Below are 13,632 nucleotides of genomic sequence, written 5' to 3'. Positions count from 1 at the left end.
TTTACTTACTCTCCTTTAATGCATTTTCTATATCTTTTATTAAATCTTCAACATTTTCTATACCAATAGATAATCTTATTAAATTATCAACTATTCCAACCTCTTGCCTTATTTCATAAGGTATTGAAGCATGAGTCATTGAAGCTGGATGACAAACTAATGATTCTACGCCTCCCAAACTTTCTGCAAAAGTTATTATCTTAAGACTTTCAAAAAACTTTTTATAATCATATCCTTCTTTTATAACAAAGGATATTATTCCACCAAAGCCTTTAGCTTGTTTCTTTTGAATTTGATATCCTAAGTGATCTTTAAAACCTGGATAATATACCTTTTCTATTTCTTCTCTATTTCTTAAAAATTCGGCAATTATTTTTGTATTCTCATTATGTCTATCCATTCTAACTGCTAATGTCTTAATACCTTTTATTAACATGAATGAATCAAATGGTGACAAAACTCCACCTGTTGAGTTTTGAATAAAGTGGAGTCTTTCTGCTAAATCTTCACTATTAACAACAACTACTCCGGAAACCGTGTCACTATGTCCACCAAGATACTTAGTAGCACTATGAATAACTATATCAGCCCCAAGTTTAATTGGTTTTTGGAGATAAGGAGTCATAAATGTGTTATCAACTATAGTATATATACCTTTTTCCTTAGCTATATTTGAAACAGCTTCAATATCAGTTATATCCATTAAAGGATTTGTTGGACTTTCTATAAATATAGCCCTTACAGTTTCGTCAATAATATTTTTTACTTCATCTAAATTAGAAGTATCAACTATTTCATATTTAATTTCAAAATGGTTAAAGACCTTATCTAAAACTCTAAAGGTTCCTCCATACACATTATTTGAAATAACTATCTTGTCTCCTGATTTAAAAAGAGAAAGAACGGCAGTAGTAGCTGCCATTCCAGAGGCAAATCCAAAACCTGCATAACCTTCTTCAAGATCTGAAACAAGTTTTTCTAATGCCTCCCTCGTTGGATTCCCTGTTCTTGAATATTCATATCCTTTATTTACACCGAACTTCGGTTGTTTATAAGTTGAAGTCTGATATATAGGTATATTTACCGCTCCCGTTTTTTCATCTCCATCTATTCCCCCATGAATTAATAATGATTCTATTTTCATCCTCTAACTACCTCCTATTACTTTTTAATTGCTTTAGCTATAAAAATTCCTGTTTCAGTATATTCTCCCTTGCTTGAATAACCTTTGCAGCTTAAATCTGTATTCTCTATTTCTACATTATTAAATCCAGCTTCTTCTAGCCAACTTTTTATTTGATCATTAGAAAAACCAAGCCATTCATCAAACATTTCTTCTCTCGCCCACTCACCATCATGCTCCATAACATCAGATATAATTACTACACCATCTCTTTTTAGTGCTCTATGCATTTCTGATATAGCCTTTTTTGCATCCTTTATATGATGTAGTGCCATATTTATAAAAATAATATCTACAGATTCATCGAAAAGTGATAAATTATCAAGTGATGATTTTATAAGATATAAGTTTTTATAATTTTTATCTGCTGCATTAATCTTTAACTGCTTAAGCATATTACTTGAATTATCTACAGAAAATACTATACTTGCGTCATTTGCTAAAGCTAAAGAAACAAAACCAGTTCCACATCCTAAATCAGCTATAATCTTATCCTTTATATTAGTTATTGATAAAAGTTTATATTTTAACCTCTCCTCAAAATACTCACTACGTATAACATTCCATTCTTCAGCTATGGAATCAAAATATTGTACAGAATTCATAATAATCCTCCTTTGCTTCAATTAATAATATTTATTTGAACTTATTTACTTTCATATAATTTAACTCGTATTTAAAAATAAAAAACTTCTACCTCTAAGCTTAGAGGCAGAAGTAAACTTCCACGGTTCCACTCTAATTATCTTTTATATAATAAAAAATTATATAAAAAGACATCTTGATCTTTTTGGTACAAATATACCTCAACGCTTTAACGGGCGTTCCCGCTGAAGTCTACTAAAGCTTCGATTCAGAGCTCAGAGATGCACTTCAATTAATATCCACTTAAAATCTCTTACACCCAAGGAGATTTCTCTCTGCAAGCTTTTATTAATTTACTCTTCTCGTCTTAGCCGTTATTTCCTATCGGATTACTTTTTGTCTTTATACCATCATTATATAAAATAATTATATATATGTGATTAAAAATAAAAATAATTTAATTTAAATGTTCAAAAAATCCATCCCTTATTGTTTGGGATGAACAAAATACCATGCCGTAAATGGCTTAATAATCTTTTACCTTTTTAAATAATTTTAACACCATTCTTCTTCATATATTCATTTAAATATTCCTTGCATTCACAAAAATCATTACAATTACATATTTTAAGAATCATTTTATTTCTAAAAAGCTCTATTTCACCTTTCACTTCCTTTTCTAATTCTTTAACCCTTTTTTCAATAGTAATAATATAAATAAACACTACAATTACTACTATATAAAATTCGTATCTTGTAACAGCCATATCTAAACTATAATTGCCACTTGTAAAAAAATAATAAATTATTGCTCCTAATATAACTATTACAGGAACATAAAATTGACTATTCTTATAAAAATTTAATATTCTATTTTTCTTAATTAACTTATCTGCTCTATCTTTAATCTCATCTCTTATTTTCTCTTTATTTTTATATTTTTTCAAAAATTATTCCCCCTAAAATATCTATTTAATAAATATTACTTAGGAGGAAAAATAAATATGATATATTCTTATAATTATTGATAAATTAATTATAAGATTTATTTGTAATTTGCATATAATATCCTAACAACATTCTCTACAGTCTTCTCTAAATTTCTTGCTCCATCTTTTAGTGCTTCATCTAAAGATGTTACTCCTCTCAATATGCCAAAGATAGAAGTTATTCCTATGTCATATAGATTTTCTGATCCCTCTTCTACTTTTCCTGCAAAGGCAATAGTTTTTACACCTTGCCTTTTTGCAGCGGATGCTACTCCCATAGGTGTTTTTCCAAAGATAGTTTGACTATCTATACCGCCTTCACCAGTAAATACGAAATCTGCACCTTTTATTTTTTCTTCAAGCTCTGTATGCTTAATTATTAGCTCTATTCCTCTCAAAAGTTTTGCATTAAGAAATGCTAAAAGTGCTGCACCAAGTCCTCCCGCTGCCCCTGCTCCTTCTATATTAACAACATCTTTTCCTAAATCTTTTTTTATTACATTAGCATAATTTTCTAAGGCTTCATCCAAAGATATTATCATTTCTTCTGTAGCACCTTTTTGTGGTCCAAATATTCTTGATGCCCCCTTTTCACCTATTAATGGATTGTTAACATCACAAGCAACTTCAAAGGTAACACCTTTAAGACTTTCATTTAAGTTACTTAAATCTATCTTATCTAGTTTGGATAAAGCTAATCCTCCAAATGGAAGCTCCCTTCCCTCACTATCTAATAAGTGTCCACCTAAAGCTTGTATCATCCCTGCTCCACCATCATTAGTAGCACTTCCACCTATTCCAATTAATATGTGTTTTGCTCCATTCTTTATAGCATCTAATATTAATTCACCCGTACCAAATGTTGTGGCTATTAAAGGATTTCTTTCTTCTCTTTTTACAAGTTGTATTCCACTTGCACTTGCCATTTCTATTATAGCCTTACTTCCATCTCCAAGAAGTCCATAGATTGCTTTTACTTTTTCTTTTCCAATTGGAGGAGTTACAAATGTTTCTACAAGCTTTCCTTCTGTAGCCATAACTAAAGCTTCTACAGTACCTTCTCCACCATCTGCCATTGGAACCTTTATACATTCTGCCTCTTTAACAACTTTTTTTATACCTCTTTCCATTGCATCACAGGCTTCTTTCGCTGTCATACTTTCTTTAAATGAGTCTGGTGCTAATACGAATTTCATTTTTCTACCTCCACTTTTAGCAAATTAACTATTAATACTTATTGATGTCTTTTATTATAAGTCTCTAAAATATTTTATAAAATTACTCCAAATACTATTGTTGATACTATTGTCATTACTAAACCTATTAAAGATTCATAAGGTATAAGTTTTAATCTTTCTTTTATTTCCATACCTACACTTCCACCTGTTGCATGAAAGAAGCTTCCATGAGGAAGATGATCTAATACTGTAGCTCCACTATGAATCATAGCTGCTGCATTTAATCCAGGTATTCCAAGTTCAAGAATTGTAGGACCAAATACAGATGTTCCAACTGCTGTTCCTGAAGTAGTTGATGCTGTTGCAGCTGACATTAATATACCAGCTATTGGCGCTAATAATATGCTAGGTAATCCAACTTTATCAACACCATTTATTATTAAATCTTTTAATTGTGAATTGGAAATTATACCTGCTAAAGTTCCTGTTCCAAGTAAAAGAATTGCAACACCGCTCATTTTGTTTAAACCAACTACTGCATAATCAGAAATATGCTTTCCCTTGCCCATTATTATAGCTCCAATTATACCTCCAACTGGTAGTGCTATTAATGGATCTATAACTATTCCTGAAACAGGTCTTAACATAAGTAATATTATTGTTATTATAGGACCTGAAATTGCTGCTATAAAGCTTGGCAATTCTTTAGCTTCCTTTTCTTCACTATCTGTATCTTGGATTTTCACTCCTTTTTTATCTATCCATTTTGCTAGCATACAAGTTACTATAACTCCAAATATTGCTGGTATAATACCTGCAATCATTAAACTTGTTAATGGAACTTGTAAGTTTTCTGATGCAACAATAGCATTTGGATTTGGTGACATTAAGTTTCCTGCTTTTCCTCCACCTATCATAGCTAATAAAATTGCTGGCTTACTAAGTCCTGCTTTTTTCGCAATTGCTATAGCTATTGGAGAAACTGTAATAACTGCTACGTCTATAAATACTCCAACCATTGTTAAAAGCATTGTGGCTATTGCTAATGCTATCAGTGCTCTTTGCTGACCAATTTTGCTAACTATTGTTTCTGCTATTTTAATGGCTGCTCCTGATTCAATAAGAACTCCTGCTAAAACACCAGCTGTTAAAATTCTAAGAATGGCAGTTATCATTCCCTTCGCACCGTCCATCATAAAATTAACAGTATTAACTAATGAAACTCCACCTACTAAACCTCCAATTAATGCTCCTAAAATTAGTGCATATGCTGGATGAATTTTTTTAATAATTAAAGTAATTGAAATTATAAGTGCAACTATTGCACCTAATGCTGATACTGAAACAACATCCATTTTCTAAACCCTTCTTTCAAACTTTTATTAATAATTACAGTCTTATTTTATCTTCATTAGAAAATGTTTTCATTGTGAATTTGCATAATCTTTCTTTCAAAAACTTTGTTAATCAGAATATATATTATAATAAATATATGTACTTATTAATCTAAACATATCTATAGAACTGTTAAAGGATAATCCTGTTAAATCTTCAATTCTAGATAATCTATAACTTAAAGTGTTTCTGTGAATGTGTAGTAGGTCTGCTGTTTTTCCTCTTTCAAAATTTTCTCTTATAAAAACTTTAAAAGTTTCAATAAGTTCTTCTCCACCATCTCTTATTTTTCTTAATACTTCCCTTGCATCTTTATTTTTTACTATCTTTTCTATTTCAGAATAAAATATAGCATCTTCATCTCTTATTACTTTTTTCTTTATATCTAAAGCCATTGCAATATTTACAGTACTTATACCCTTATAAAAAGCCTTAGATAATATATCTGATTTCTTTAAAAATATTATTATATTTATTTCTTCTTTTCCTTTAGAAAGTAATTCATCTATTAAACTATCATTTTTTTCTATGTTGTTGTTAAGAACAATACATATTCTAGATGAATTTAAACTAATTATATTTACTTCTTTATTAAAATAATTTTCTATTACCTTTTTAATTTTTTTACTATATTCCTTTTGATAATCAATTATTAAAAGATAACCTTCCTCTTCTATATTGATATTAAGCTCCTTACCTCTATCTATAAATTCATCATCATATATTTCTTTTCTATGAAGCCATTCATATAAGTATTCTTCCTTTAATTTATTTTTAATTATAAATTTTTCAATGCTATATTCTTGTTGAATCAAAAGTTCTGTTGTAACCTTAACTAACTCAGCAAAAGCTCTTACTTTTTTAGGGTTTCCAGTTATACCAATTACACCTATACTTCGTTTATTAAACATTATAGGCATATTCACCCCTGGTTTTACACCTTCTCTTTCTTCATACACTTCTATATCCGAAGTTCCTTGCAATGCTTCTTGAGCACCTAAATGTAATGTATTAATTCTATCCCTATCACCACTAGCTATAATTATTCCATCCTTATCCATAAGATTTACGTTATAAGGTATTATATCCATCATTCTATCAACTATTTTTTGTGCTAAAGATTTACTAAGCATAATCTAATTCCCCCATAAAATATTGTCAATTTTACAATTTAATAATTTAAATTAATATTATATTTAAAAGTACTTTTCATTTTATCATAATTTATATTATTATATATATTTTTCCAAGAAAAAAGTCACAATCAAGTGACTTTTTACTCTTAAATTACCATAGTGATGTTAATCCATCTTTTAATTTATATTCTCTAACAAACAAAGCTATCTTATTTCCTGTTTTTAAGTGATTTATATATCTTTGTCCTGTTGAGCTTTCAACTGAAGTTCTAGATTGTGTTTGCCAATGAAATAACTTTTCGTTTATTGCATAATCTTCATATAATGTTGAAGGTGAAAAATCTCTATCACTTTTATTTAATGTAATAAAAGAAGATAACTATTTTCTTTTAAAGAACGAATACCTACTAAAATATTTTTGGAAAAAATCACTTAGAAAATCCTACAATTCCAAAAGAACCAGGTCCCCCATGAGTTGTAATTACACAGCCTGTCTGCATCCATCTAATCTTTTCAAAGCCTATTTCCTTGGCTTTATCTTCAGCTGCTTTACGAACTGTATCTGGTAAACCTATTGACCATATTAAATATACTTCTTTTTTATCTAAGTTTTGCATATTGCTATATTCCTCTATTAGCTTTGTTACTATACCTTCTATTTTTCCTCTATACTTTTTCTTAGCTACTAAATATCCATTTTCAATTTCAATTGATGGATGAACTCTTAGTATTTTTCCACCTATAAAGACTGCATTACTAACGCGTCCACCAGCTCTAAGGTATTCTAATTTACCTGGAATAAAACTCATCCTTGTACTACTACATATATTTCTAACTTCCTTTATTAATTCATCCATTGTTACATTAGGATTTTCTTTTAAATATCTTGCTGTTTGTATTACAACGGCTCCTTGTCCAATTGAAACTTGCTTAGTATCAATACTTGTAACATAATCTCTGTTTTCTGAAGCTATTAATGCACTTTGATATGAGCAAGTTGTTACAGCTGAATAGGCTAAGTGTAATATCTGCTTATCTGGATATAGTCTATGAATTTCATCAAATACTTTTATAAAATCCTGTGGTGAGCTTCCACTTGTCTTTGGTATTTTATTAGTATCGTTGTAATACTCACAAATTTTCTCAACCGGAAAAGTTCCATCATCAAAAGTATTTTCTCCCATAGTAACATGCATTGGAACAAGAAAAATTCCCATTTCCTCTGCAATATCTTTTGGAATATCTGAACCTGTTTCTGCCACCAATATAATATTGTTCATTTAAATTCCCCCTTTATCATCCAATTATTTTATATTGCTAAAGCTATTTAATAATCTAATATATTCGTCATAAAGCAATTCATTTCTTTGTAAATATTTTACTAAATATCCATAATTATATTATATCACTTTTTTAATAATTTTATATTTTTTTCTAACCTTATTTTTTATACAGTCTATAAAAAATTGCTCCTATATACTCTCCTAAAGAGTAAAGAAAAACCAAGAAGTTACCTTCTTGGTTTACAAAAATACCATATAATCTTTCTATAGAATTCTATCTTTATAAATTTAATTCTCCTTTAAATCTACAATAACTTCACCACTTAATTGCACCCTATTATTTTCTAACACTTTAAGTGAAACTTCTCCAACTCTATCTGAATTTTGATACGCTACCATTTCAGTCTTATTTAATATACTATTCATCTATACCACTATATTTTCCTGTACCTTGCCAACTTTTAGCCAACTACTATGGTGTAGCATTTTCCTATACCACATTATCAGTACCGTAGGTTTCTCTTAAATATCTGCGCCACTCTTCTCCTGAATATGTTGAATTACTAATACCTTACTAGCTTTACTTGCTACCTTATCAACTACTTTTAGTCTATTCTCTAATTCCAGAGCCTTCATCCTAAGGTTTACAACTTCATTTGGATCTACCTTATTTAATGCTATACGAGTATTTAGTTTATTGTCTGCAAACTTCCATAATTTAATATCTGCATCGCTAAGTCCTGGATATCCTGTGTTATTTCCTGATTCTACTTGTTTCCAATAATCATTATATCTTTTAGCATCATCATAACTCATTCCTTTTGCAAATGATGCTTCTCCAAAGAATTTCCTTCTAAGTTTATAACCACCAATTCCAATTCCAAAATTCAAGCCTAAATTAAGGAGAGTTGACTCTGTTTGATTTAATTCTAACTCGCCGACTGCAAAATTAGTAATATTACTACTTACCCAGTTTACTCCTATAGCAAAACTTGTTTCCTTTCCAATTGCCTTTACTGCTTCTTTAGCTATGATAGATTTACTTGCTCCTGCCACTCCATTTACTGCCTGCGAAACTGGAATACATAAACCTGCAACTGCCATATTAAGGTTTCCCCATAAATCATAGGCACCTTGATTTCCCATAAATAATGAAGGATTGTATTACATCATATCCACCACAATACGTACCTCCTTGAGATCCAACTGGACCTGTATAAACCTTGGTCCCCTTAGGTATTTAATAGCATATACTGTATCTACCACTGACTTACTGTCAGTTCTCCTGTAATTGGGTCAATCCACTGTGGTTTTACTGCTGTATCAATTCTCACTTTTGCAACTGATTCCGGAAGTTCTGTAGTAAACCATTGACCTAATGCATTCTCTGAATTTCCTCCTCTATAATATATTCTGTCCTCTGTAAGAACTTCCACATTATATCTTCCACCATAAAAATTACTTGCTGGATTTCCTTGCATATCTACTAATGGCCCTGGATTCTCTATCATATTAAATTCATATTTTGCAATATCATCTGTTCCATTTATTACAGAACCATTTCCACCATTACTATGTTTATTTACCCACTTTGGGCTAAATCTGTTTTATTATATTTTACTACTACACACTAGTATTTCAAATAATTCTCTCAAGAAAAAATAGAAACTAGCCTATTTTATTTTTCAGCTAGTTTCTTTGTCTTTATCTCACTGCATTATTAATATTATACGGTGAATATTATTAATAATTTTATTAAATTTATAACCTCTTAAATCATTCTTTTTAATGCATTAAATTTATATTTAATTTTGCAGTAACTATAAAATAATATCTTCTAAATACTTTTTTATATACTTTTGTTCTATTCTAGTCCTTTCTTCTTTCATATGATTAAACTTTAGTATTGGTATTTTTATTTCAATTAAAGCTTCTATATCATTTAATTTTAATTCCTTCTTAAATACGAATTGTTCTTCTTTATTAAATCCATATAGTGATGCTAAATCTGAATTACTTGTAAACAATGAAATTTTTTCATTGTTTAATATGTGTTTTCCTATACACCATGGTTCAAATTCTATATTGTTATATATTACTTTATAATTTAATTCATAAGCAAATTCTAAGTCATCTACACTTACTTCTTTTACCAATATATCACTATGTTTATTTCCTAACACATCCACATACTCTTTAAATCCATTATTCATATCCTCCTTTTTACTACTAGTTAATTCCACTTTATTATTATAAATATTCATTAAAAATTTTTTACCTTTATATATGCAATATTCTTTAGACATTTTTCATACCTCACTTTAATTCAAGCCATCCAAGATTCTTATCATAGATAAATTGCTGCACTATATCTCCTGTTTTACTGTCTAGAATCTTAAATTTATCTCCATTAATAAATTTTCTAACTGATTGATAATATTCTGGTAGTACTACATCAGTACTACCTGTAAATGCTTTTCCTGTATAAGGATAATCATCTGGTTTCGGTGCCCAATCTGGAATAGATATTTTACTAACATCATTTACTTTATACTCTATTGTTCCGTAGAATTTATCTGGTAAGCCAACTGATTGTGAAATGCCATCAACGCCAGTTGTAGTCTTAAATGCTGTATTATTATAATCTAATCTTGCTCCATTATATTTATCAAATAGTGTTTTTAAATTAGCGCCATGCTCTTCTACCGCTGTAAAACCTCTAACTCCATCATAGTCAGGATTATATAAGTATTTATATATGTCACTTTGAGGTATTGTTTTACACATTAAAGTATCTGCTGATGGTAATCCTATCTCTTTTCTTATAGAATCAACTAACAATTCCTCTGAATCAGTTAACACTCTATCGGGATGTAGTAATTTAGCAAATTCATCTACTGAATATCCTTTTCCATTAATAATATTTTTAATACTTTCAGAAGTATTTACTTCAGCTTTACTTACCCCCTTGGGGCAGAGTCTGTCTTTTTATTTTTAGTATCAGAGTTGAGTACTTTCAACCATTTCCACAGTTTTAAGACCATTTCCAACTACTTGCACTCTGTTAAAGTGATTCACACCAAATCATAGATTTAGGTTCTCTACTTTTCATTTTTTTCTGATATGTATCTACTTTTTCAGTCTTTTTTTCCTTAATCTGTTAACTTAATTTTATCATGCAACCTCTTTAATTTCTACATTAGGTAATTTACATAAATAAAAAATACCGTTGTAATTGAAGTATCGACATTTCAGTTACAACGATATTTTCTTTAACTTTTAGGTTAAAAAGGGGTATAGGTATTTAAGATTTTAAAAAGTATTTTTAGTTTCATCAACTAGAATTTACTTTTTAATTTTATCTGCCACTCTCCCCCCTAAGTCAATTCATTATTAAAATTATGCATTGTTAAAATCAGTTATAATATTATTAATTTAAGCAACTTCATTTATTACTCTTTTTTATGAATTCAATTAATTCCTTATTATGCATTATTTCTATTATAAGTTATTAATATTCCACTATCTGCTGCTTTAGGGTCATAATATGATTCTATTTTCCCCCAACTATATCTATATATTAGTGCTACTGGTAATTTTTCATGAGCTTCTCCTAAATTATTTATTAACCAGTTATTATGACTTTCTCTTTTCAATTCTACTTTATCATCACTCCAATTATCATAAGAATTTTTCAATTTTAAATCTGCATTTTTCATTTCTATCGATGATAGGAAACTATCTTTAAATATAATTTTAACCCATAGTGATAATCCATCTATTATTTGTGGACTTTTAAAATTATATCTTTCAATATTTCCATTTGTATAACTATTTACATCTATTAAAAATATTTTTTTAAAACTTTCACTATCCATTCCACTATATATTTCTTTATTATTTATAACTATTTTGCCTTTATCTAGTCTCATCTATATCCTCCTATTTTTACTTTAGTCCTTCTAACACATCTAACATTTTATTGTAATCATCTAAGTGCATTTTATAATTATTCAACTCAACTGCCTTCAATTCAACTTTCCTTATTTTTCCACTACTCAATAACTCTTTAAAATCCGGAAGAAACATTTGAGGAAGTCCGCCACTTCCAAATTGCGGATTAGCCTTCGTTATTCCAAAGGCTACATCTATTGGTTCTGTTATTTCATAAGCCATCATTTTACCTCTATATTCAGCAACATCCATTCCATCTTCCCAGTAAGGTTTAACTTGTAGTCCTTCAAATAACTTCCTTGCGTCCCCATCTACTCTATCTAGAGCACTTTTAGTAGTTGCATATCCTGTTGGATATGGGTCTCCAACATATATTACTTTCCCCTTTTTCAAGGTTATGTTTTTATACTTATCAACGCCAACATACGGAAAACTCCCTTGCCAACTTTGAGCTACTTCCGCTGGACTAGCTTTACTTACCCCCTTATCAACTACTTTTAGGCTATTCTCTAATTCCAGAGCTTTTATCCTAAGCTTTACAACTTCATTTGGATCTACCTTATTTAAGGCTATACGAGTATTTAGTTTATTGTCTGCAAACTTCCATAATTTAATATCTGCATCGCTAAGTCCTGGATATCCTGTGTTATTTCCTGATTCTACTTGTTTCCAATAATCATTATATCTTTTAGCATCATCATAACTCATTCCTTTTGCAAATGATGCTTCTCCAAAGAATTTCCTTCTAAGTTTATAACCACCAATTCCAATTCCAAAATTCAAGCCTAAATTAAGGAGAGTTGACTCTGTTTGATTTAATTCTAACGCGCCGACTGCAAAATTAGTAATATTACTACTTACCCAGTTTACTCCTATAGCAAAACTTGTTTCCTTTCCAATTGCCTTTACTGCTTCTTTAGCTATGATAGATTTACTTGCTCCTACCACTCCATTTACTGCCTGAGAAACTGGAATACATAAACCTGCAACTGCCATATTAAGATTTACCCATAAATCATATGCACGATTTCCCATAAATACTTTATCTCTTATAGGATTTATAGCTACACTATTTAAATCTCCTATTGAAGCATAGTGGACATCTAATCCGCCTTCAACAATATTACTGATACCGTATACCCCACTACTTATTCCAGTTACTGCTGCAGTAACTACAATTGGGGTTGCTGCTCCTGCAGTGAAAAATATTGCTGCGCCACCTAATGCTATAGCTAGAGCTCCGGTAATCATCTTTACCCTACCTTCGTCTTTTCTAGCTTCCAATGCTTCTTCATAGTCTTTTTGCATTTGAGAAAATACTTTTTCTTGATTTAAAGCTGCAAGTTCAATTTCTTCTTTGTTATTCTCTACATACTCTACACTTGATTGTACCTTATTATATAAATCTAATACTTGTGTCTTATTAATTAAATCTCCACTCTTATATGATAACACTGAATTTGTTGTACCACTATATAGAACCACTGTACTTTTTAATATTTCCAATAGGCTTTTTAATTCTCCATTTGCTACAGCATATTGATTGTTTTCATAGTTTTCTATACTCCTATTAAAAACCACCAATGAATTTTTTTCAGAATTTAAATATCCTTCTATTATCGATTTTGATGGTCTCCCCCTCCAATAAATATCAGATATAGAATTAAGACTTCTGTCTATTTCATTAGATATGTTGTTTAAATATTTAATTTCATTGCTTAGCTTATCCTCAATGGATTTAATTGTCTCTCTTGACATAGTTGCATATATATTATTTTCAATAGCATAATATTGATTTTTATAAAGCAAAAAATCTGCTTGAAACCTACTAATAGCTACATAAATTGATTGTAACAAAAACTCATGGACTTCTCCAAGATAAGATTTTACAGCTGTTGCAGATTGTCCATTAAAACTCGTCATATTAAT

At 29.6% G+C, this 13,632-nt stretch carries 14 protein-coding genes, 1 pseudogene and 1 other annotated feature; all 15 genes and pseudogenes read right to left on the bottom strand.

Annotation, left to right across the window (positions count from 1 at the left end):
* Position 1 precedes the first annotated feature (1 nt).
* Positions 2–1,144: a trans-sulfuration enzyme family protein gene (locus BN6774_RS06450; protein ID WP_066891451.1), complete on the bottom strand. Its 1,143-nt coding sequence runs from the start codon at positions 1,142–1,144 to the stop codon at positions 2–4.
* 17 nt (positions 1,145–1,161) lie between these two features.
* Positions 1,162–1,788, bottom strand: a complete 627-nt coding sequence (locus BN6774_RS06445; protein WP_066891448.1) for a class I SAM-dependent methyltransferase — start codon at positions 1,786–1,788, stop codon at positions 1,162–1,164.
* A gap of 99 nt (positions 1,789–1,887) precedes the next feature.
* Positions 1,888–2,146 (bottom strand) — a binding site (T-box leader).
* Between the two features lie 167 nt (positions 2,147–2,313).
* Positions 2,314–2,715, bottom strand: coding sequence for a hypothetical protein (locus BN6774_RS06440; protein ID WP_066891445.1), 402 nt, complete (start codon positions 2,713–2,715; stop codon positions 2,314–2,316).
* A 98-nt stretch (positions 2,716–2,813) separates the two neighbouring features.
* Positions 2,814–3,953 carry a glycerate kinase family protein gene (locus BN6774_RS06435; RefSeq protein ID WP_066891442.1) on the bottom strand — a complete coding sequence of 380 codons (1,140 nt, stop codon included), beginning with the start codon at positions 3,951–3,953 and terminating at the stop codon, positions 2,814–2,816.
* A 74-nt stretch (positions 3,954–4,027) separates the two neighbouring features.
* Entirely contained in the window at positions 4,028–5,290 is a 1,263-nt protein-coding gene (locus BN6774_RS06430; protein WP_066891439.1) for a GntP family permease, read from the bottom strand.
* Between the two features lie 108 nt (positions 5,291–5,398).
* Positions 5,399–6,463, bottom strand: coding sequence for a CdaR family transcriptional regulator (locus BN6774_RS06425; protein ID WP_066891436.1), 1,065 nt, complete (start codon positions 6,461–6,463; stop codon positions 5,399–5,401).
* 163 nt (positions 6,464–6,626) lie between these two features.
* Positions 6,627–6,836 (bottom strand): annotated as a pseudogene (locus tag BN6774_RS18125) (DUF3427 domain-containing protein); the annotation flags it as partial.
* A gap of 58 nt (positions 6,837–6,894) precedes the next feature.
* Entirely contained in the window at positions 6,895–7,746 is an 852-nt protein-coding gene (locus tag BN6774_RS06420; protein ID WP_066891433.1) for a DegV family protein, read from the bottom strand.
* A 291-nt stretch (positions 7,747–8,037) separates the two neighbouring features.
* Positions 8,038–8,175, bottom strand: a complete 138-nt coding sequence (locus BN6774_RS18490; RefSeq protein ID WP_159426820.1) for a hypothetical protein — start codon at positions 8,173–8,175, stop codon at positions 8,038–8,040.
* Positions 8,176–8,271: 96 nt separating this feature from the next.
* Positions 8,272–8,895 (bottom strand): hypothetical protein, encoded by a 624-nt coding sequence (locus tag BN6774_RS06415; RefSeq protein ID WP_066891430.1) that lies wholly within the window; start codon positions 8,893–8,895, stop codon positions 8,272–8,274.
* 113 nt (positions 8,896–9,008) lie between these two features.
* Positions 9,009–9,260: a hypothetical protein gene (locus BN6774_RS18305; protein ID WP_066891394.1), complete on the bottom strand. Its 252-nt coding sequence runs from the start codon at positions 9,258–9,260 to the stop codon at positions 9,009–9,011.
* Between the two features lie 309 nt (positions 9,261–9,569).
* Positions 9,570–10,055 (bottom strand): hypothetical protein, encoded by a 486-nt coding sequence (locus BN6774_RS06405; protein ID WP_066891392.1) that lies wholly within the window; start codon positions 10,053–10,055, stop codon positions 9,570–9,572.
* A gap of 10 nt (positions 10,056–10,065) precedes the next feature.
* The gene (locus BN6774_RS06400) at positions 10,066–10,611 is read right to left on the bottom strand and encodes a hypothetical protein (RefSeq protein ID WP_235829588.1); all 546 of its coding nucleotides are present in this window, start codon (positions 10,609–10,611) and stop codon (positions 10,066–10,068) included.
* Between the two features lie 623 nt (positions 10,612–11,234).
* On the bottom strand, positions 11,235–11,681 hold the full coding sequence (locus BN6774_RS06395; protein ID WP_066891389.1) for a hypothetical protein: 447 nt from the start codon (positions 11,679–11,681) through the stop codon (positions 11,235–11,237).
* Positions 11,682–11,697: 16 nt separating this feature from the next.
* Positions 11,698–13,632 (bottom strand): T7SS effector LXG polymorphic toxin (locus BN6774_RS06390; protein WP_207644568.1); only part of this gene is annotated, 1,935 nt, incomplete at its 5' end.

The organism is Clostridium nigeriense (assembly GCF_900086595.1).
GTDB classification, from domain to species: domain Bacteria; phylum Bacillota; class Clostridia; order Clostridiales; family Clostridiaceae; genus Clostridium; species Clostridium nigeriense.
This window is presented reverse-complemented; position numbering and strand designations above follow the sequence as displayed.